19 protein-coding genes are annotated in these 19,767 nt (G+C 51.2%); 4 read left to right on the forward strand and 15 right to left on the reverse strand.

Annotated features, from left to right (window positions below; all coding sequences use genetic code 11):
* Nucleotides 1-26: 26 nt before the first annotated feature.
* Nucleotides 27-1,100: a glycerate kinase gene (locus K6T22_RS14055; RefSeq protein WP_238237868.1), complete on the reverse strand. Its 1,074-nt coding sequence runs from the start codon at nucleotides 1,098-1,100 to the stop codon at nucleotides 27-29.
* A gap of 133 nt (nucleotides 1,101-1,233) precedes the next feature.
* Here K6T22_RS14055 and K6T22_RS14060 point away from each other — a divergent pair, with 133 nt between their 5' ends.
* Together K6T22_RS14060 and K6T22_RS14065 are read left to right on the forward strand one after the other, a co-directional pair.
* On the forward strand, nucleotides 1,234-1,923 hold the full coding sequence (locus K6T22_RS14060; protein WP_238237869.1) for a hypothetical protein: 690 nt from the start codon (nucleotides 1,234-1,236) through the stop codon (nucleotides 1,921-1,923).
* Nucleotides 1,920-2,543: a hypothetical protein gene (locus tag K6T22_RS14065; protein WP_238237870.1), complete on the forward strand. Its 624-nt coding sequence runs from the start codon at nucleotides 1,920-1,922 to the stop codon at nucleotides 2,541-2,543. Before K6T22_RS14060 ends, K6T22_RS14065 begins: the two co-directional genes overlap by 4 nt.
* Before the next feature lie 60 nt (nucleotides 2,544-2,603).
* Here K6T22_RS14065 and K6T22_RS14070 read toward each other — a convergent pair whose 3' ends face one another.
* Entirely contained in the window at nucleotides 2,604-3,515 is a 912-nt protein-coding gene (locus tag K6T22_RS14070) for a Gfo/Idh/MocA family protein (protein WP_238237872.1), read from the reverse strand.
* Nucleotides 3,516-3,687: 172 nt separating this feature from the next.
* Here K6T22_RS14070 and K6T22_RS14075 point away from each other — a divergent pair, with 172 nt between their 5' ends.
* Nucleotides 3,688-4,941, forward strand: coding sequence for an SH3 domain-containing protein (locus K6T22_RS14075; protein WP_238237874.1), 1,254 nt, complete (start codon nucleotides 3,688-3,690; stop codon nucleotides 4,939-4,941).
* Between the two features lie 148 nt (nucleotides 4,942-5,089).
* Nucleotides 5,090-5,695 carry an AmiS/UreI family transporter gene (locus tag K6T22_RS14080; protein ID WP_238237875.1) on the forward strand — a complete coding sequence of 202 codons (606 nt, stop codon included), beginning with the start codon at nucleotides 5,090-5,092 and terminating at the stop codon, nucleotides 5,693-5,695.
* Nucleotides 5,696-5,789: 94 nt separating this feature from the next.
* On the opposite strand, the gene K6T22_RS14085 is transcribed toward K6T22_RS14080, so the two are convergent.
* The 13 genes from K6T22_RS14085 to K6T22_RS14145 are packed head-to-tail and all read right to left on the reverse strand — an operon-like array spanning nucleotide 5,790 to nucleotide 19,766.
* The gene (locus K6T22_RS14085) at nucleotides 5,790-5,984 is read right to left on the reverse strand and encodes a hypothetical protein (protein ID WP_238237877.1); all 195 of its coding nucleotides are present in this window, start codon (nucleotides 5,982-5,984) and stop codon (nucleotides 5,790-5,792) included.
* On the reverse strand, nucleotides 5,981-6,877 hold the full coding sequence (locus K6T22_RS14090) for an LCP family glycopolymer transferase (RefSeq protein ID WP_238237878.1): 897 nt from the start codon (nucleotides 6,875-6,877) through the stop codon (nucleotides 5,981-5,983). The genes K6T22_RS14085 and K6T22_RS14090 overlap by 4 nt, the downstream gene beginning before the upstream one ends.
* Nucleotides 6,878-6,905: 28 nt before the next feature.
* Nucleotides 6,906-7,649, reverse strand: coding sequence for a hypothetical protein (locus K6T22_RS14095; protein ID WP_238237880.1), 744 nt, complete (start codon nucleotides 7,647-7,649; stop codon nucleotides 6,906-6,908).
* Between the two features lie 23 nt (nucleotides 7,650-7,672).
* Nucleotides 7,673-8,824, reverse strand: a complete 1,152-nt coding sequence (locus K6T22_RS14100) for an aminotransferase class I/II-fold pyridoxal phosphate-dependent enzyme (protein ID WP_283205689.1) — start codon at nucleotides 8,822-8,824, stop codon at nucleotides 7,673-7,675.
* A complete protein-coding gene (locus tag K6T22_RS14105; protein WP_238237881.1) occupies nucleotides 8,821-9,894 on the reverse strand; it encodes a lipid II:glycine glycyltransferase FemX in 1,074 nt (357 codons plus the stop codon). Before K6T22_RS14105 ends, K6T22_RS14100 begins: the two co-directional genes overlap by 4 nt.
* Nucleotides 9,875-10,495 carry a sugar transferase gene (locus tag K6T22_RS14110; RefSeq protein ID WP_238237882.1) on the reverse strand — a complete coding sequence of 207 codons (621 nt, stop codon included), beginning with the start codon at nucleotides 10,493-10,495 and terminating at the stop codon, nucleotides 9,875-9,877. Before K6T22_RS14110 ends, K6T22_RS14105 begins: the two co-directional genes overlap by 20 nt.
* Nucleotides 10,496-10,510: 15 nt before the next feature.
* Nucleotides 10,511-11,620 carry a glycosyltransferase family 4 protein gene (locus K6T22_RS14115; RefSeq protein WP_238237883.1) on the reverse strand — a complete coding sequence of 370 codons (1,110 nt, stop codon included), beginning with the start codon at nucleotides 11,618-11,620 and terminating at the stop codon, nucleotides 10,511-10,513.
* Nucleotides 11,608-12,951: a nucleotide sugar dehydrogenase gene (locus tag K6T22_RS14120; protein ID WP_238237884.1), complete on the reverse strand. Its 1,344-nt coding sequence runs from the start codon at nucleotides 12,949-12,951 to the stop codon at nucleotides 11,608-11,610. The genes K6T22_RS14115 and K6T22_RS14120 overlap by 13 nt, the downstream gene beginning before the upstream one ends.
* 12 nt (nucleotides 12,952-12,963) lie before the next feature.
* Entirely contained in the window at nucleotides 12,964-14,313 is a 1,350-nt protein-coding gene (locus tag K6T22_RS14125; protein ID WP_238237885.1) for a phenylacetate--CoA ligase family protein, read from the reverse strand.
* Nucleotides 14,303-15,337, reverse strand: coding sequence for an NAD-dependent epimerase (locus K6T22_RS14130; protein WP_238237886.1), 1,035 nt, complete (start codon nucleotides 15,335-15,337; stop codon nucleotides 14,303-14,305). Before K6T22_RS14130 ends, K6T22_RS14125 begins: the two co-directional genes overlap by 11 nt.
* Nucleotides 15,327-16,613: a hypothetical protein gene (locus tag K6T22_RS14135; protein WP_238237887.1), complete on the reverse strand. Its 1,287-nt coding sequence runs from the start codon at nucleotides 16,611-16,613 to the stop codon at nucleotides 15,327-15,329. The genes K6T22_RS14130 and K6T22_RS14135 overlap by 11 nt, the downstream gene beginning before the upstream one ends.
* Before the next feature lie 12 nt (nucleotides 16,614-16,625).
* Nucleotides 16,626-17,885 (reverse strand): oligosaccharide flippase family protein, encoded by a 1,260-nt coding sequence (locus K6T22_RS14140; RefSeq protein ID WP_238237888.1) that lies wholly within the window; start codon nucleotides 17,883-17,885, stop codon nucleotides 16,626-16,628.
* A 15-nt stretch (nucleotides 17,886-17,900) separates the two neighbouring features.
* A complete protein-coding gene (locus tag K6T22_RS14145) occupies nucleotides 17,901-19,766 on the reverse strand; it encodes a polysaccharide biosynthesis protein (protein ID WP_238237889.1) in 1,866 nt (621 codons plus the stop codon).
* Nucleotide 19,767 lies beyond the last annotated feature (1 nt).

The raw sequence follows: 19,767 nt of genomic DNA on the forward strand, positions 1-19,767 counted from the left end.
AGTTATTTACCCAAACTTTTCCGACTTCATCCCTGTTTCACTGAAAGTTCTTCGAGCCACTTACGTGCCTGTTCACTCATCCGAATCATCGTCTGTTCTGAGTCGAACGTGATTGCTTGATCGGCATGAATCGATCGACAATCGAGCGCTTGTGGCATCTTTTCTTCTACGATTCCAGCAAGGATCAAACAAGGAACATTTGCTGCATTCGCCATGCGCGCAACCTCGCCTGGTAACTTGCCGATTTGGCTTTGACGGTCGACGCGTCCTTCTCCTGTCCAAACATAATCAGCATGCTGCATCCGCTCTGCTACGCGAAGGTGTTGCAGGATCGTCCGTGCCCCTGGAACGATCAATCCACCAAGAGCACGCACGGCTCCCCCGAGTCCACCCGCTGCTCCGGCTCCTGCGACACCTTCTAGTCCAAGCAATCGCCCGATCCGTTCAAGTTGCTGGTCGAGTCTTACGATGTCTTTCGGGAGCAATCCTTTTTGTGGTCCAAACAGATAAGCTGGACCGTCTGGACCGAAATACGGTGCTGTCACATCGACGAGTGCCTCGAGTTGAACAGGATATGCGTGGCAACGAATGTCTTGCGTCTCAAGTAAGGGATTCGTTTGAAACGAAATCGGAACACCGGACGCGTCTTGCAGCTTACAGCCGAGTTCTGCGAGCAAACCGAGTCCCCCATCGGTCGTTCCTGTCCCTCCTAATGCTAGTCGAATGTGCGTTATTCCCTGGTCGCGTAACTGATTCATCAAACGACCGACACCACGCGTGTTCATGCGAATCGGATCGTCTTCGACGCGCCGCATCGGCAGTCCACAAATACGCGCGACTTCGATGATAGCGTCCGGACCTTTGACGGCATACTGTACTTCACACGGGCGACCTGCTAAATCCATCGTCATCGCTGTTTTCAACTCATATCCGAGCGCGAGATAAACGTCGAGCGTACCTTCTCCACCGTCCGCGACAGGTGAGGAATCGATGATCGCTGTCGGGTCATGTGCCCGTATACCAGACGCAACGGCTTCTGCCGCGTCTTTTGAGGAAATACTTCCTTTGAACGCATCCATTAAAATCAAGTGACGTGCCATCTGTAGATTCCCCCTTCAAAAAAGTAATATCAGGTTTTGATTGCGTTTCCAATTAATGTTACGATGATACTAATTTCAAATTACCATTACCTTATCTGACATTTCATTTTACATACACAGGAGGTCTTATTTCATGGAACGCTGTTCGTTATGTGGTACACCACTTCGTCAAAACGATACGACTTGTTCTCATTGTCAGCATCCTGTCATCAAGAAAGAACAACCCGCTGACCCACCCGCTCCGTCGTCTTCGCGGACTTGGCTCATCAGTATGTTTCTGTTCCTTCTTCTCGTCGGAGGAGCCGGTTTCCTGTGGTATTCGTTACAAGATCCGGTTTCACCTGAAGCCGGTCAGACACCAAGCGTCGAAGCACTCGCCCTTTCCGAATGGTCAGATGAGCAAACAGCGTACAATCAAACGTATTCGAAAGATCGTCCACCGACGTCATACGATGTTCTTCGTTTCGTCCGTCAATACACTCGGACGATTCCAGAGCTTGCGACTTACGCGAAGGAATACGATTCGATCGAGACGTTTTCAGCGATCCAGTTCACGACATTGAACGTGTTCGAATCCGAGTTCAAACACCTCGAGCGGTTAACGAATGCCGTAGATGCCCCTGTTTCTCCGAGTGTTCTCGCCGTCACCTTCCAAAAGTTCACGTCAAAGGGTGAGACTTATCGTTTACGCACACAGGAAACGTATCAAATCGAGACGGCAAAAGGGACGACGCCCGTGACCTACCGCGTCCACTATCGTTTGAAGGTGCATACGGATCATCTCCAAATCATTGATGTCAATCGGACGGAGGTGAGCTCATGAAACGTATACTCTTCTGTCTGCCGCTTTGTCTCTTGATGGCGTGTACACCTGAAACATCAAAGATTCAAGAACAGCTCGAACAGCAAACGTACACTCGTGCCGTCGAACAATCGAAACAAGACATCGATGAACCAGCTGCTCGACTGATGGTTCAGCTTGAGCGACAGCTTGCGGGTTATCAATTACGTGATGTCTTAAAAACAGCAGAGGCGATTGAACGCCTCCAACTCACAACGGACCATCCTGTCCGAAAACGAGCCGAAGCCATTGCCCTCAGTGCAAAGGAGACGTTGCAGCAAGTCAAACAGTTCGAGGGCACATACGAAGTCGAACGCAGTACGCTCGAAGACGAGCCCTTTGATGGGACCGGACGGATCCACGTCTCCTTCGACGAGCAAGATACCTTCATTGCAACGCTTCGTTTTGATCAGTTCGGTCTCCCGGACGCACTCCGAAACGATGAAGAGATCATCCGTTTTGAACCGGACCTATCTGCTCGTGTCAATCTATCCGAAGGACAAGTCAGCTATCGTTTCGCCCGTTCGACGCTCCGCGTGACATTTGAAGGACCAGGCGGAAAACGGATCTATCAACTCAAACAACTTTCAGAAAAAGAATAGGTCAAACGCCGCTCCACTTGAGACGTTCCTCGAGTGAAGCGGCGCTTTTTAAATCTCTATTCATCGTGAAGCTTGAACCTGCTCATACACTTGTTGACACAGTTCATGAGTCGCGAGGCTATCTGACGCTACGACCGATTCAGATGGTTCCCCTTTGACTGTCCGAAGGAATGCCTCCAGCATATCGACGAATCCACGACGCTTTAAGGTTGCTTCCCAGTTATCAAGCGGATACCGGAGCGTTCCTTGTTTCGTCATTTGATCAAGCGTCGTCACGTCAGTTGCGATTCGCTTTTCTTCTGGTCCCATCACTTCGACCCGTTCCTCCGTGACACCGTTATTGCGGTTCATGACACCGATTGCCGTGATCCCGTTTGAGACGAATTGGATCGTCACGTGATGTAGACCGCTTTCGTCCTGTTTACTCTTGACGTGCAAGTCTTCAATCTCACCGCATCTCGTCAAGAAACGAAGGGTATCCGCGACATGAATGAAGTCATCGAATAAGAACGGCTTTGCATCTTCGATGAACGATGTTCGGTTCTTTTGCATGAGGACGAGATTCGGATCGTTCACCTCAAGCAATCGTTGATGCGCTGATGCGAAGCGACGGTTGAATCCCGTGATGAACGGTAACTGTTTCTCTTCCGATAGACGTGTCAGTTCACGAATCTCCTCGATTTCCATCGAGACAGGTTTATCCACGTAAACGGCAATTCCTGCTTCGAGCGCTTGGCGTGCTTGCTCGGCATGGACGATTGTTGCTGAATGGATCATGACCGCATCGATCCCCGCTTGTACAGCGTCTTCAAACGTCGCGTATGTTCCTGCAAAGCGATAGGCCGCTTGCAACCGCTTCGCTTTTTCCTCGTCTCGCGAAATCAAATAGACTTCGATATCGGATCGTTCGGCATAGACAGGTAAGTATGCTTTTTGAGCAATATCCCCTAAACCAATGACTGCTAATTTCATCTGAACTCCTCCTTCTTTTCTGTTGCTTACATTCCCTATGATACGTCAATTGACACGAAAAGATGAGAAACGACCCTTTAAAGGATTAGAATTCCTTTTTTTGAAAAGAAGTGAATTTCCTTTTTTTGTTTTATGATAAAACCATATTTGAACAAGGAGGGAATGAGTTTTTATGAAGCGCTTGCTCCGTACTAGTCTTACGCTCTTATTATTGTTCGCTTTATGTCTTCCTGCCATTCCGGCTCAGGCAGCCAGCTATCAAGTCGTCGTCACTTCGACGATTGGAGCGAACGTCCGCTCGAAGCCGAGTACTGCCTCGTCTACAACAATTGTAAGACGTGCTGCGTACAAAGCAAAATTCACAGCCGTCTCGTATACGAATGGCTGGTACAAGATCAAGGACGGAGGTACATATCGTTATCTATCGAACCAAGTCGCTCAAAAAGTATCGAGTAGTTCAGTGAAGACGTACAAAATCGTTGTCTACTCGAAAGCTGGAGCGAACGTCCGGACATCACCAAGCACGGCATCGTCAAAGAACATCAAGCGACTCGCATCATACAACTCGAAGTTTAATGCAGTCTCGTACTCGAACGGTTGGTATAAGGTCAAAGGGAAAGTCAATTATTATTACGTCTCTAGTCAAGTCGCCCGAAAAGTGACGACGAGCAGTCCAAAACCATCAAGCGGTAGTTATCCTGTTGCGTCGATGCGGTATTTCAAGCTTGGATCGTCAAGTTATCAATTGACGAAAGAAAGCTTCGTCCGCCGTTACCCAGCGAGTACGACAAAACTGTTGACGGGCATCGTCGCGTATGACGAAGCAGCACGTAAAGGTACGCTCGATCAAACGTTCACGCTGACGTCTTCGATGTTATCCGTTCCTGCAGGTAGCAGCGTTGCCGGTTTCCGTGCCGGGGATAAAGTCACGATGCGCCAACTGTTGAACGGGATGCTCATCCGTTCTGGTAACGATGCAGCAAAAGCGATCGCCGTTCGCACAGCAGGTTCTGAATCGAAGTTCGTCTCGTACATGAACAACCGCGCCCGTTCGATCGGGATGAGTGCGAGCCATTTCATGAACCCACACGGCTTCTATCATTCAAGTCATTACACGACGGCCGCTGATATGCAAAAACTCGCGAATACATACGCGAAGTATAGCTACCTCATGACAGTCAGTGGACGCAAGTCGTATCAGACGACCGTCAAAGGTCCCTATGCACGGACATTGACGTGGTACCATACGAACACATCACTCCCGGGTGATACACGTGTTTATGCGAGCAAGACTGGTTACACACCAGAATCTGGCTACACACGTGTCTTCTTCATCAAAAAAGGTTCGACACGATACGGTCTCGTCACACTGAAAGGAACGTTGTCTCAAACTGAGACGACACTCCGCTCCGTCCTGAACCAATGATTTTTCAATCAGCAACCTGATTCCCCATTTCGGGAGTCAGGTTGTTTTTCGTTTCTCCTTTAAAATTATGCTTGCGCTGAAAACGAATTCATCTTAGAGTTAACTTTAGAATCAGACGTCTGACGTCTTAATGAAGGAGAGGTTTTACGTGGGAAATGTCAGTTTATTATTTGGGGGCGTCGCGCTCTTTTTAAATAGTTTGACCTTGTTCGGAAAAGTCGATCTCCGTAGCGCTGGTGTCTTCAGTCTCATCACGGGTCTACTGCAGACGTTCATCGCGACGTATCTCGTCATCGGTGCAGCAGGCGATCCGGCGCTGACGTTCGGATATGCGAGCATTTATCTGTTTGCTTTTACGTACGTCTATGTCGGAATCACGTTCTTGTTTAATCTCGATGGAAGCGGAGTCGGTTGGTTCTCTTTGTTTGTTGCGATCGCCGCATTGTTTTATGCGTTCGTCAGCTTCACGACGAATGACATCATCGGTGGCGTGACGTGGTTGTTCTGGGCGCTGCTTTGGAGCCTGTTCTTCCTTGGAATGGGAATGAATCGCCCGATCGACGCGATCACGGCCCGCGTTGCCCTCGTCTTAAGCTGGTTGACATTAATCGTCCCAGCACTGATCGGTCTTCGGTTCGGCTACTTTAGTTCGGCATACCAATGGTTATGGAGCGGTGCTGCCATTCTGACTGCTGTCTATTTCCTTTATACGATGATGAAATTCTCGATGCTTCGGACGATCCGTTCGTCGTAATGGATACATGGCGTCAAATCACTAACATGAAAAGAGGTCCTTTCCCGAATATATACTGGGAAACGGACCTCTTTCGTTCAATGAATGTAGAACGCTACAATTCATCCGCGACTCCTACAGGAAAAGAAAGTGCTATCGGCACTTTCTTCAGGGATGGATCAGACCCGGCAAATCGCATAAAGTGCGAGATGCCGCGGCTGATTTCCCGCCTGAGGAAAGCGCGGATGGTAGTAGCGTTCGTTTCGTTATACATCAGACCTAACGTCATTTCTTTCTCTATTTCAATCATTCCAATGCTTCCTGCAGTTGAACTTGAACTTCTTTCAACGACTTATCTGTCGGATGCCAGTAATAGATGCCGTCCGACTCGATGCCCCCTTCTCCGTCAAGCGACAACGTCTCGACGTTTCGTAAAGCATCCCGGTAGTCCGTCGCAACGGTCCGCGCAACAGAGAACGGTACGTTCGTCTTGACGTTTTTCCCAAGTGCTTCAAGGACCGCGTTGAAACGACGAATCGAGAAGTCTTCTGTCATCTTATCAGCGACCGCCTGAACGACTTGCCGTTGACGAATTTGTCGTCCGAAATCTCCGCGTGGATCATCATAGCGCATCCGCGCATAGGCAAGTGCTTCCTTCCCGTTCAGCGACAGTTCTCCTTTTGGGAACTGCATCTCGTAATATGAGAAATTGATATCGTTCTCGACGGTGACGCCATCGACGGCATTGACAAGATCCGTAAAGCCGTCTAGATTGATTTCCGCAAAGTAGTCGATCCGAATATCAAGCAGGTGGCTGACCGTATCGAGTGCCATCTGTGGACCACCAAAGGCATACGCATGGTTGATTTTATCGTTCGATCCATTGCCGATGATCGCTGTCTTCAAATCACGCGGAATGCTGATCATCTGACTTTTATTCGTCTTTGGGTCAACCGTCACGACGATGATCGTATCACTGCGTCCTGTCTCATTTTTCCGTTGGTCGACGCCGAGTAAGAGAAACGAAAGTCCTTTTTTCTGTTCGACGGCCTTCTCTGTCTCGACGCTCGCCTTGACGGGCACTTGCACTTGAACTTCTTTCATCGTCTGACTCGCTTTATGATACACATATCCGCCTGAACCGAAGAGAAGGAGCAGGCATATCCCCGTTAGTGTCAACACGATCCATTTCCACTTCTTCATCATCCATTCTCCTTTTCTTCGTTCTAAATCAGGACGGTCTCTGCGCTTCAAGTACAAGCAAGGCATTGCGCCAGCTACCGAACAAGGCGGTGATGACACCGATGCTTGGTGCATCACGACCGATGCTGAACCGTTGGTAACTTGCGATCGTCAGATGTTCCGTTTCTTGCGCGGCTGCAGCAAGTACGTCGAGTACCTCTTCTTCTCGCCAGCGTTTCCGCGGGAATTCGATGCCGATGATTTCAAGGGCGTTTGACCAAGAGCCGTACCGGCGAGCAATCGTTGCGACGGTCGGACGATTTTGACCAGCCGCCCACTTCGTGTAGGTCTGGCTCGTCAAGACCGGCAAGGCACCTTGCGCTTCAAGTAATGACTCGATGATTCGTTGTTCCATTTCTTGTACGCGTTCCTTCAAGATATCTGCTTCTGACAATGCTTGCTGCCACGAGTTGAATTGATGGACGATATCCGTCAGGCTAGGTGCTTGCTTCTGCTGAGCCCATTCGCGGTACGTCGCGCTCGTGAAAGGATCGAGTTCCTCTCGTGCCTGACGCAAAGCGTCAATGATTTCCGATTTCGTGAACGTCAAGCGGGCATGCCCGATGCCAGCTCGTTCCAAGGCGATTTGCCACGATCCAAATAGCATCAAGATTTCCGCGACGCTTGGATGCGTAGTATTCAGTTGCCAGCGGAAATAGGTATTGGCCGTCAATTCATTCTTCCCGTTCGCAGCGAGACGGAGTGCGTGGATCGCTTCCTCCATATCGCGCATGACGATGTCCCCTTCCCATATATTCATGACTGGACGTTCCGGCGTACGGTCGTCTGCAAGGCTTGACGAACGTTTCGGATGACGACGGCTTGTTCGGTGAATGTCATTTGTGAAGCAGACGGAAGGCAGATACCGTCTTCAAACAAGCGACGGCTGACATCCATCCCTTCTGCTGTGACGAATGGTACGTCTCGGTAAACGGGCTGTAAGTGCATCGGTTTCCAAACCGGACGGGATTCCGCATTCGCTTGTTGCAGCGTCTGAATCATCGCATCACGTTGCGCTTGACCACCCGGTAAGAGGAAGGCACTGAGCCAACGATTGGCGAATGTCCCAGACTGTTCGACTTGCGACGTGACGCCGACCGGTGCAAAGGCACGGTCGTAGCGATCAAAGATGTTCCGCCGTGCCTCGACACGTTGATCGAGCACCTCCAGCTGTCCCCGTCCGATACCAGCAGCGACATTACTCATCCGGTAATTGTAGCCAACTTCCGTATGCTCATAATGTAAGACCGGTTGGCGTGCCTGTGTTCCAAGATAAAAGGCGCGTTCGATCAAAGCGGGATCATTTGCGACAAGCATCCCGCCACCTGAGGTCGTGATGATTTTATTGCCATTGAAGGAATAGATCCCGCACGTCCCGAACGTTCCGGTCATCCGCCCGTTGACGCGTGTCCCAAGCGATTCTGCTGCGTCTTCAATCAACGGAACATCGTACTCTTCACAGAGAGCCGCGATCTCCTCGATTTGCGCTGCGACGCCGTACAGATGAACGACGATGACCGCTTTTGGAAGTTTTCCTCGCGTTGCTGCCTGCAATAACGCCCGACGAAGTGCAGCGGGTGACATGTTCCACGTCTCTTCTTCCGAATCGATCAACACCGGTTGCGCTCCGACGTAGCGGATCGGATTCGTCGAAGCGATGAACGTCAAGGACTGACAGAAGACATCATCTCCGGCAGTGACACCAAGTGTTGCGAGTGCTAAGTGGATCGCCGCCGTGCCACTGCTCGTCGCAAGTGTGGCGCCAGCTCCTGTATACGTCTGCATATCGCGTTCGAAGGCATCGACGTTCGGTCCGAGTGGTGCAACCCAGTTCGTCTCGAGTGCTTCCGTAACGTAACGTGCTTCCTGACCACTTAAGTGCGGGATGGAGAGCGGGATGTGTTTCATGATGTTTCCTCCCTTCGAGGTGACAGCTGACGGATTGGCGTTCGGTAGAGCGGAAACCATTGACCTGTCTCGACTTCTGGATGTTGTCGTTCGAATTGTCGCGCGAGCCGTTCGTAGATCGTCGCATCAAGAATCGATGTACCGAGACCGAAGAACGTCAGATTCGCTTCGCCAAAAGAGCGTTTATAAGCGAGTAAGCTATCCTCGTCGGACCGTGTCGTTCCTCCACCGAGGTGAAGGACTTGAAAACCAGCTTGTTTCGCCCAGCGGATCATCTCTGCGAATAACAGATGATTCGGCCGAAGAGCCAAGTAGGCAGGATCCGAGGCACCGAGATGGTAGTGCGCGAATTGTCGACCCGTTAGTACGATGCATCCAGCGATGATATGCCCGTCTTGTTCGGCAAGCAAGAGGACGTTGTTGATCCGTCCTTCTGCGAAGTGGTCGAAGTAGTTCTGGTCGAAGTAATACCGTGCATCGGCATGATGTTTGTCCATCGTCATCTGATAGAGACGCGCGAAGTCCTGGTATTCTTCCGGACGTCCAAGGCGAATCGTAACGCCTTCGCGACGTGCCTTCCGGATGTTGCGTCGTGTCATCTGTGAAAATCCGCCTTCGATCGTCTCAAACGGATCGGTCAGTTCGAGTGTCACAGTCGGTTGCAAGATATTCGTATGATGACACCAATATTGCCCGAGTTCTTGATTGTGCAAAAGTGGATGAAAGCGAACCGTCTCGGTAACGATCCCTGTTTCGTTGCAGTACCGTTCGAATCGCTCACGCGCTTCGCGAATTTGATCGAGCGACCAGATGCCCGTGAAGTAAGGGCCACCGTATCCATATGGTGTCGTAATGTCTTCAAAGAGTGTCCCTGGAATCCGTCGCCGCAAGTACGGATAGATCAACGTCCCGAACTCCGTCGGATAATAAAAGAGTTCAGGAATCTCATCGTGCTCTTTTGCGAGTTCGAAGTAAGCATATTCGTAATAACAATCAAGTTGATAGGTCGTAACGAGTGCGTCCCATTCGCGGGGATCCCGAATCAACCGTTCATCGCTTAGCGACATCATGGGGAACACCTCCGTCGAGACCCTTGAACTCACCCATGCCAGTCTGGTGAGCCGTCGAGTTCCCTTCTGACGAGATAACCATCTTGAACGTCTTGAACAAGATATAGAGATCGAGTCGGAACGTATGGTGTGCTGCGTACCATTGATCTTGCTCGAGGCGTTGTTGCCACGTCGTTGCGTTCCGTCCGTGAATTTGCGCCCAGCCCGTCAGACCAGGTAAGACGTCGTGACGCGTCATCTGCTCTTTCGTATAGTGGTTCAAGTAGCTGACGAGTAAAGGACGTGGTCCGACGAAACTCATCTGTCCACGGAGGATGTTGACGAACTGCGGGATCTCATCGAGACTCAAGCGACGGATCCACTCGAGCGATGCTGGAATCCGGTCCGCGTCCGGTAGGAGTTGTCCTTCAGCATCCATTTCGTTCGTCATCGTGCGGAACTTATAGATTTTGAACAGCTCCCCCTTATAGCCAGGGCGGACCTGATTGAAGAAGATCGGTCGTCCGAGTTTCGTATAGATGACTAAAGCGACGACGGCATAAACAGGAACTAGGATGAGGATGGCGATGAGACTAACCGTGAAGTCGAATATGCGTTTCATGATGACGTCCTCCTTTTACATAGCTGAAAAGAGATCAAGTTGTCGTTTGATGACGTCGGCTTCGTTGAAATGTTTCATGGCACGGTCAAATCCGTTCCGTCCCATCTCGTTGGAACGGTCCGGGTGTTCGACGAGTGTGTTCATCCGTTTGGCAAGTTTTTTGACGTCGTGGACTTCAACGAGATACCCCGTTTTCCCCTCGACGACTTCTTCGCGGCAGCCCCGGATGTTTGTTGCGATGACCGGTTTTGCACTCGCCATCGCTTCGATGATCGAACGTGGTACCCCTTCGCGATGCGACGGTAAGACGAAGGCATCGACTTGCTGGAACAAGGTCGGCACATCTTCGACGAATCCAAGATAGTCGACGTTTGGAATCTCGCGAATCCGTCGTAAGAATAAGTGTTTCGTCGTCTGATCCCGCTCGCTTGCCATCATCTCACCGGCAATGACGAGGCGGGCTTCCGGGTGACGATAGACGACATCCTCGAACGCATCAAGGAGTTCGAGAATCCCCTTCTCTTCGACGATCCGACCAATGAATAAAAAGGTGAACGGTGCGCCTGCTTCACGCGGGCGTGGATAGAAACGCGTTAAGTCGATCCCATTTCCAAGGTGCATCAGGCGAGTATTCGCTTTGAAGCGTTTGCGCTGAGCGAGCTGATAATCTTCTTCACTCTGGAGGAGCAAATAATCGGTTGCAAAACGTGCCAGCCACTTCTCGACGGAGTACGTCAGCTGATACGTCATTCGCCCCATCTTCTCGTGGAAGTAAAAACCGTGTGCTGTATAGACGATGTGCTTCGTTCCGGCCCGCTTCGCGGCGACCCGACCGAGGGCGGCGGCGACCGGTGTGTGGACATGGACGGCGTCGTAGCCGTCCTCCTTCAAGATTCGTGTGATTTCACGGATCGTCCGCCAGTTACTCGTCCAGTCAATCCGGCGCTCAATCGGAATGTCGTGCATCCGAAAGCCTTTGGCTGCGAGTTTGACGGAGGCTCCCGTATCAGCACAGGCAATGCCGACGTCGTGTCCGGCATTTTGTAAAGCGAGTAAGAGCGGCTGCAACATCGTCTCTGCCGTCGTATCAAGAGCACAGACTTGAAGAATTTTTAGAGGCGCCATACGTGAACCCCCTCTGGCTGTTCTGCTCGTGGTAACATCCCTTTGATGTCGACGACAATGCCGCGTCCGACTTTTAATAAGTGTTGCGCAAGATTCCAGCCACCCTCGACGTATTCTTCGTGTGAGACAGCAAAGATGACGACGTCGGCTGGTTTGAGTTCGCTCATCTCGAGCAAGTCGATCCCGTACTCGCGTTTTGCTTCACTCTTTTCGACGAGTCGATCCGTCACTTGGACGTCGATCCCGAACTCTTCGATTTCGCGGACGAGATTCGCGACTTTCGAGTTACGGATGTCGCTGACGTTTTCCTTGAACGATAAGCCGAGAATCGTAACGCGCGCGCCGAGGACCGGCATATTTTGTTTAATCAAGTTCTTGACGAGTGCCGTTGCGATGAAACGTCCCATCGTATCGTTGATTCGGCGACCAGCGAGGATGACTTCCGGATGATAACCGAGGGACTCGGCTTTCATCGTCAGATAGAATGGATCGACACCGATACAATGCCCACCGACGAGACCTGGTCGAAACGGGAGGAAGTTCCATTTCGTGCCGGCTGCTTCGAGGACTTCAAGCGTATCGATGTCCATCCGGTCGAAGATGATCGCTAATTCGTTCATCAAGGCGATGTTGAGATCACGTTGTGTGTTTTCGATGATTTTCGCAGCTTCCGCGACCTTGATCGACGAGGCCCGGTGAACACCAGCTTCAACGACCGCTTCGTAGACTTCAGCGACGATGTCGAGCGTCTGTTCATCCTGGGCAGAGACGATTTTTTTGATCGTCTTGAACGTATGCTCGTGATCGCCCGGGTTGATCCGTTCCGGTGAGTAACCGACGAAGAAGTCGACGCCAGCACGTAATCCGGATGCTTCTTCAAGAACCGGAATACAATCTTCTTCTGTCGCTCCTGGGTAAACCGTCGACTCGTAGACGACGATGTCGCCTTTATTGAGTTGGCGACCGACGAGATGAGAAGCGCGTAGGAGCGGCGTTAAATCCGGTTGATTCTGCGCATTGATCGGTGTCGGAACGGCGATGATGATGAAGTCGCTCGCTTGTAGCGCCGCTGGATCAGAGACGTAGTCGACGGTTACGTTCTTCAACGTGAACGGACTGAGTTCGAGCGTCGCGTCGATCCCTTCTTGTAGTTCTTGAACGCGTTGTTCCTTGATATCAAAGCCGACGACGTCTGTTTTTTCGCCAAAGGCGACGGCGACAGGAAGTCCGACGTATCCGAGTCCGACGACGGCAATCGAACGGTTGGCAACGGGAAGTGCACCGGTATGGGCTGCTGTCGTATCTACGATGTGTTTGACTGCCTTGTTCATGGTGGGTTCCTCCTATTTCATCGACTGTTTGACGATCAACGTTTTTCCGTTCGGTTCTTGTTTGACTTGTTCGACTGGCTCGAGAACGATCTTCATCTCGGAGCCGAGTAGCTTGCGCATCTCGTTTAAGAGGATCTGTTCGTGTTTCGGATGGAAACGTTTCGTATCTGGAATATAACGAAGTGTCACGTAATCGAGCGTGTGCTGCTCAACTTGGAGTCGTAAGACCGAATTCGGAAGTTCACGGGCAATCGTCGTGATATCCCCTTCAAACACCTTGCCCCGCTTTTCGCTGACGATATAACTCGTTCCCCGTCCATCAATCGAAGCGATGACCGGTCCGTTTAAGCCACAGCTGCAGGTCTCGTCACTCAGCGTCATTCGGTCACCGATCCGGTATCGAATCAGCGGTGTCCCACGTGTCGTAAAACACGTGACGACGACTTCTCCGTCCTCTCCATACGGTTCGATGATGCCTGTTTCATGGTGGAGATGTAGTTTTCGATGACTACATTCCGAGATGATTGGAGCACCTTCTGAAGAACCGTATTGATCGAAGACCGGTGCGCGGAAGGCTTCTTCGAGTACGGAGCGCATCTCTTCTGTTACCGTCTCAGACGTCGGGAAGATGGCAATCAGCGGAATATCCAGCTGAATGTGATGCTTCAGCATATAACGGGCGATTTCGACCATCGCTGTCGGTGTACCATCGAGTGCTCGCGGCTGGAATCGATTTAGCTCCTCGATGTAGGCTGGGAAATTTTCCTCCTTCATATGAAAGATTGAGACGAGTAATTGATTGAGCGGTCGATTCATCCGCCAGAAGATTGGTTTCTTTTGATCGACAGCTGTTAGCGTCCGACCGGTGAAGCTCGCCCGACGCATCCCAGCGTGAAAACCATGGCGTTCCTTGAAGTAGTCGAGGTGTGCCATCCGTTCTTGAACATCCTCGCGCATGAATGCCACTTGGAGTGACTTCCCGCTCGTTCCTCCTGTTCGTCCCCGGACCGGTGCATCGACGCGGGACATGAACGCATCGTTGTTTTGGCGGAGCGTCTCTTTTTCAAGGATCGGAATCGTCTTCAACTGGTCGAGTGACGTCAACGGTAATTGGATCTCGTGTTCGTGAAAGAGATGTGTATAGTACGGTGTATGCGTCACGACGAAAGCGAGAAAGGCATTCAGGCGATCGAGTTGTTCTGCTTTATAGTCCTGCGTCCGGTCCTTCATCCGGAGTTCCTTCATCTTTTGCTCATAAAAGGAACCGTAACGTTCTTGCATCAACTTGCGACCGTATAACGATGTCAGCCAGTTTTGGATGAAGATCGGAGAGCGGTAGTAGAATTCCTCTTTAAGCGCCATCTTGGATTTCCTCCTTCAGCAAGTAGTGACTCTCATACCAGTCGATGAATGCATTAACTCCCGCTTCGACCGTCGTCTGTGGTCGGTAGCCGATCGTCTCGAACAAGGAAGTGACGTCAGCAAAGCTTTCTGGAACGTCACCTGGTTGAAGCGGCATCCCATTTTTAATTGCCGTCTTCCCGAGACGCCGTTCAATCAAGGCGACAAATTCGTTCAGTCGAATTGGGCTGTGACTGCCGATGTTGTAGACACGGTACGGAACATTGCTGCGATCCGGCAACGGATTTGAAGCATCGAACGCTTCGTCGACTTGCGGTTCAGTCTGGAACAGGCGATAGATGCTTTCGATGATGTCGTCGACGTAAGTGAAGTCTCGCCCCATCTCGCCGTAGTTGTAGAGATCAATCGGTTCGCCCTTCGCAATCGCCTCTGTGAACTTGAACAATGCCATATCCGGGCGTCCCCACGGACCGTAGACGCTGAAGAAGCGAAGGCCTGTCGTCTTAATCCCGTAAAGGCTGCTGTAGGTGTGTGCCATCAGTTCATTCGCTTTTTTTGAGGCGGCGTAAAGACTTAGCGGATGATCGACGGCATCCGTCGTCGCGAACGGCATCTTCGTATTCGATCCGTAGACGGAACTTGAGGAAGCGTAGATCAATTGTTCAACTGGATGATGCCTACAGGCTTCAAGAATCGAGAGAAAACCGACGATATTTGACGTCATGTAGACGTCCGGTCGATCGATGCTGTATCGTACGCCTGCTTGTGCTGCCAGATGGAGAACGAGATCGATTGATTCCTGTTCAAAGATCCGCGCGACGGCTGCCGTCTCTTCGAGTGAGACCCGGTAAAACGTGTAGTTCGTTCCGAGTTCAGCGAGCCGGGCTTCTTTTAACGTCGGGTCGTAATAGTCGTTCACTTCATCGAGTCCGATGACTCGGTAACCCTCCCGGATGAAACGACGTGCGGCGTGAAATCCAATGAAGCCTGCGATACCTGTAATTAAGATCGTTTTATTCAGCACGGTGTTCGACCTCCTCGAAGTAGTGGCGCGCTTGTAAGCGCATGTAGTGAACGGATGTGTAGACGATGAGTAACATCGGGAACAACTTATACCGGTGTCGAATGGCCGTTCCGACATTGCCGGTTCCTAGACCGAAGATGACGGCGTTGAGAGCAAAGAGAAGGAAAAAGAAGAAGAGGACGCTGCCGAACGGATGCTGACGGATCAGTTTAAAGGACCGGACGATCGCAAAACAGGCGATGAAGTAGAAGATGGCATCAAGGAAGAAGATTAGAATGTTCATGACGCTCGACCATTGCCACGGGAACGGTGAGAACAGGAAGTAAATCGTCCGGATCGGTGAGTAGAGAATCATGTCAGCTGGACCCGTCACCGTCAATCCGTTCAGATAAGCGGAGCCGCCACGGTCGTAACTCATTCCGCTGAACAACTGGCCGTTTTCTGAGACGTGGGTGAACTTCGCGAACAAGACGTCTTGGAAGCTATAGACGATGAAGCCGACGACCAGTACTTGAAAGATCAGTCGCTGCACCTTCGTCGGTTCAAAATTCATTCGTCGTGACTCGTGACTGTAAAACGAGAAGTAGACGAGTAAGACGATGATGCCAACAGCAAGACCGGAGTGGAACATCGTACTGACGAAGTAGCCGAGATACGCGAGAATCATAGACCAGCCGGACTTCTCTTCCGTCCAGCGCACCATGTAGTAGAGCGTGTAGACGATACCAAGGGCGACGATTTGGTCGCGTAAGAGAATTGGCGAGAGCAACAATCCTTGCGGGAAGAACGCGAAGATCAATGTCGCTCCGAACACGTAGCGTTCCGGTAAGCGTAACCGTTGCAGTGTCTTCGCGAGGATGACGACGGCGACGACGCCGAGGATGACGTTTAAGAACTGAGCGAGTATCCGTTCTGGACCAAACATCAGGTAGAAGATTCCGAGAAACTTAGAATAGGTGCCGCGGACGACATCATTGAAGGTCGACGGATCGGTGAAGATTTGGACACCTTCGAGATGAAAGGCTTCGGTATCGTCACCACTGTGTGGTGGTAAGCGAAAGAATTCGAGATCGATGAACATCAGGACCAGTCGGACGAAGAAAGCGGTGATGAAGATAAGAAAGAGTGGCGTCGTCTCTGCCTGACGGAGCAGATAATAAAGAAACAACACCGAGTTGATGAGCAGCAAGGCGGTCACGTAGGTGTCCGGGAAGAGCGACCGGGCGAATTGACAAACGAGCGCTTCGAGCACGATGAGTAGTAGGATTGGTCGCATCTTCTTCCCTCCTTAGCTGCTTTGTTCGACGACGAGGGCGACGTCCCGTGGATATAAGGACCGATACAGTGCTGGTAACAGTAGGACGATCTGAGTGACGGCGCAGAGTGTGTAAGCGATCGTCGCTCCGTACAGCCCGTACAGCGGAATCAACAAGCTACACGCGACGAGATTGACGACGACACTGCCGAAGATCGAGATCGTCTGGATCCGAAACTGTTGGAAACCGGTCAGGAGTGCCTGAATGACGGTCGAATTGTAGAAAAAGAGTGAGGCAACCATCATCAAGACGAAAATCAGATGGTACTGAACGAACGAAGCATTGTAGAAAATCGTCAAGCCCCACTTCCCAAAGAAGATCGCTCCGATAATCAACAGGATTCCGACGACGTTCGTCATGACTAACATCGATCGCGTCAACTTCCGCAGTTCTGGCAAACTTTGACGCTCACCGGTCTCAGACGAGAAGTTCGGTAGTAAGACAGCGATCAAGGAGTGTATGAATAGACTTCCGAGTACGAGTAGATAGGCGATACTGGCGTAGTACCCGAGCTCTTCTGTTCCGATTGCGTGCCCGACGAACAATCGCGGGATGTTTGCGTTCAAGGCGATCAGGAGAGCGACGAATCCGAGTGGCATTGCTTTGAGGAACAATTCCTTGCCTGACCGGTACCGTAAGTCAAGCGCTTGGTTGTCAAAACCACGACCGACCCGGCGAATTGTCGGCAAGTCGTATACGAGGAGCATGATCAAGTTCCCAGCAATTAAGGCGAGCACGAAACCGTGAATCGAATGGGTCGTAAAGAGGACGAGTGCTGCGCCCGAGACGTTCAAGAGACTACGGAAAATCTTTGAGACAGCGACTTCCTTGAAAGCGGTGTGTCCTTGCAAGAAACCATATGCGAGGTCTGCGAACGACTCCATGTATTTATTGAGATAAACGAGTAACGTCAGGAGTAAGATGTCCGCTTCACCAAAGAAGTAATAGATACCGAGTAAGACAAACACGCCTGCTGAGAGGAGCGAAAAACGCGTTTTGATGAAGAGCCAGAAGTTCGTCAGCCCAGCCCGTTCTGCCGTCAGGATCGTACTGGCATTGAGCCAACAGAACATGACGATCGGTGCGGTGATGGCAAGGGCGTAGTTGAAATAACCGATGTTGAGCGGTGTGCTCCATTTGATCAGGAGCGTCAAAATCATCCATTGATGCAGTGAATAGGCGGTATCGGCAATGAAGATGAGATTGAAGCGGGACAGCCGGGCTGTTTTCATCGTTTTCCCTCCTCTCTATTTGCGAGCGATCCGCATCGTTGTCGCGACTGGATCGATATCGGTCTCGTTCGTGATCCCTAACAAGTACTGGCGAAGTGCCTCATCCTGTCCAAGCGTTTGGGCAATCTCACGCAAGTACGGGTCGACGGATCCGAAGGGACGTGTCTTACCGACGAGAATTTTGTCGAAGACGAGTTCGTCATGGACCTCATCTCGAGCGAGTAGTTCCTCATACAGTTTTTCACCTTTTCGAATCCCGCTGTAGACGATCGGGATCTGCTCTTCCGTGAAGCCACTTAAGTGAATCAAGTTCTTCGCCAGTGTCGTGATGTGAACTGGTTCGCCCATGTCGAGGACGAAGACTTCGCCACCTTTTGCGAGAACACTTGCTTGGATGACGAGACGACTCGCTTCCGGGATTGTCATGAAGTAGCGCGTCATCCGCGGATCCGTGATCGTAATCGGTCCGCCTTTGGCAATTTGTTCTTTAAAGAGTGGAATGACGGAACCGCGGCTACCGAGGACGTTCCCGAACCGAACGACGGCGAACGTCGTCTCGCTGTTACGGGCCATCTGTTGGATGATCATCTCGGCGATCCGTTTCGTCGCGCCCATCACACTCGTCGGATTGACGGCCTTATCGGTCGAGATCATGACGAATCGTTTGACACCAGCTGCTTCTGCTGCTCGAGCGACGTTGCGTGTTCCGTAGATGTTGTTCTTGACCGCTTCGCTTGGATTATCCTCCATCAGCGGCACGTGTTTATGGGCTGCTGCATGATAGACGAGATCCGGTTCGAAACGCCGCATGACTTCAAGCATCCGGTCACTGTCTTGTACATCAGCGATGACGGATTCGAACTGGATGTCCCGACTAAGACACTCGAGCTCCCGGCGAATCAAGTAGATGCTGTTTTCACCGTGTCCGAGGAGAACGAGTCGTTCAGGACGGAAACGAATCAGTTGCCGGCAAATCTCGGAACCAATCGAACCACCGGCACCGGTGACGAGAACGGTCGCACCGTGGACACTTCGCTCGATTTCTGTAATATCGAGCTCGACGGGTTCGCGACCGAGTAGGTCAGCGATCGAGACTTCACGGATCTGTTTGATGGAGACTTTTCCGGACGCCAGTTCGACGAGCATCGGTAACGTATGCGCCTCGACCTGCGTCTGTTTGATTCGGTTCAGCAGTTCAATTCGTTGCGGGTAAGGTAAGGATGGAATCGCCAGGACGACCGCTTCGATTTTTTGTTCCTCGATGATGCATTCGAGTTGATCGATTGCTCCGATGACGGGAACACCGTGAATCCGCATTCCGCGTAGTTCGAGCGAATCGTCGAGGAGTCCTACGACATTTAAGATATGCGATTTCTTTTGCTTCAGTTCTTTTGTAATCATCTGACCGGAAGCACCGGCACCGATGATCAGCGTTCGTTTACCGAGCGTCTTATGATCTGGGACGAGTCTTAAACTACGTCCACGAATCAACAGCCGGACGAATAAGATCCCGTTTAGGACAAGCCCTGTTTGCAAGAAAATCGCCCGTTCGACAGCGAAGTCGAACAACGCGTATTCAAGACCAAGTAAGACGAAGCTGCTGGCGAGGACGACGACGAGTAAAACAGCGAGATCACGTAGACTTGCGTAACGCCAGATGATTTGATAGAAGCGCATCCAATGAGCGACGAACGTAAGGGCAACCCACTGGATGAGGGCGATTTCGAGTGCATCCTGCAACTCGAAGTTGACGGTGAGATGGAGTGGATTGAAGAAATAAAACGTCACTACGGTCGCGAGTGCGATGATTCCGGCGTCGATCAGGCGAAGGAGTCCGATCTTCAACTGCCGACGGTACGGGGTGAGCGGGGAATGCTGCATG

Origin of the sequence: Exiguobacterium acetylicum (genome assembly GCF_022170825.1) — a bacterium.
Taxonomy (GTDB): Bacteria; Bacillota; Bacilli; order Exiguobacteriales; family Exiguobacteriaceae; genus Exiguobacterium_A; species Exiguobacterium_A acetylicum_B.

Excerpts from the sequence above, each read along its gene's own strand:
- K6T22_RS14070 (WP_238237872.1), bottom strand. The coding sequence starts at position 3,515 with ATGAAATTAGCAGTCATTGGTTTAGGGGATATTGCTCAAAAAGCATAC.
- K6T22_RS14145 (WP_238237889.1), bottom strand. The coding sequence starts at position 19,766 with ATGCAGCATTCCCCGCTCACCCCGTACCGTCGGCAGTTGAAGATCGGA.
- K6T22_RS14100 (WP_283205689.1), bottom strand. The coding sequence starts at position 8,824 with ATGAAACACATCCCGCTCTCCATCCCGCACTTAAGTGGTCAGGAAGCA.
- K6T22_RS14095 (WP_238237880.1), bottom strand. The coding sequence starts at position 7,649 with ATGCGCGATATGGAGGAAGCGATCCACGCACTCCGTCTCGCTGCGAAC.
- K6T22_RS14090 (WP_238237878.1), bottom strand. The coding sequence starts at position 6,877 with ATGAAGAAGTGGAAATGGATCGTGTTGACACTAACGGGGATATGCCTG.
- K6T22_RS14075 (WP_238237874.1), top strand. The coding sequence starts at position 3,688 with ATGAAGCGCTTGCTCCGTACTAGTCTTACGCTCTTATTATTGTTCGCT.
- K6T22_RS14140 (WP_238237888.1), bottom strand. The coding sequence starts at position 17,885 with ATGAAAACAGCCCGGCTGTCCCGCTTCAATCTCATCTTCATTGCCGAT.
- K6T22_RS14085 (WP_238237877.1), bottom strand. The coding sequence starts at position 5,984 with ATGATTGAAATAGAGAAAGAAATGACGTTAGGTCTGATGTATAACGAA.
- K6T22_RS14110 (WP_238237882.1), bottom strand. The coding sequence starts at position 10,495 with ATGAAACGCATATTCGACTTCACGGTTAGTCTCATCGCCATCCTCATC.
- K6T22_RS14065 (WP_238237870.1), top strand. The coding sequence starts at position 1,920 with ATGAAACGTATACTCTTCTGTCTGCCGCTTTGTCTCTTGATGGCGTGT.
- K6T22_RS14135 (WP_238237887.1), bottom strand. The coding sequence starts at position 16,613 with ATGCGACCAATCCTACTACTCATCGTGCTCGAAGCGCTCGTTTGTCAA.
- K6T22_RS14115 (WP_238237883.1), bottom strand. The coding sequence starts at position 11,620 with ATGGCGCCTCTAAAAATTCTTCAAGTCTGTGCTCTTGATACGACGGCA.
- K6T22_RS14120 (WP_238237884.1), bottom strand. The coding sequence starts at position 12,951 with ATGAACAAGGCAGTCAAACACATCGTAGATACGACAGCAGCCCATACC.
- K6T22_RS14105 (WP_238237881.1), bottom strand. The coding sequence starts at position 9,894 with ATGATGTCGCTAAGCGATGAACGGTTGATTCGGGATCCCCGCGAATGG.
- K6T22_RS14060 (WP_238237869.1), top strand. The coding sequence starts at position 1,234 with ATGGAACGCTGTTCGTTATGTGGTACACCACTTCGTCAAAACGATACG.
- K6T22_RS14055 (WP_238237868.1), bottom strand. The coding sequence starts at position 1,100 with ATGGCACGTCACTTGATTTTAATGGATGCGTTCAAAGGAAGTATTTCC.
- K6T22_RS14125 (WP_238237885.1), bottom strand. The coding sequence starts at position 14,313 with ATGGCGCTTAAAGAGGAATTCTACTACCGCTCTCCGATCTTCATCCAA.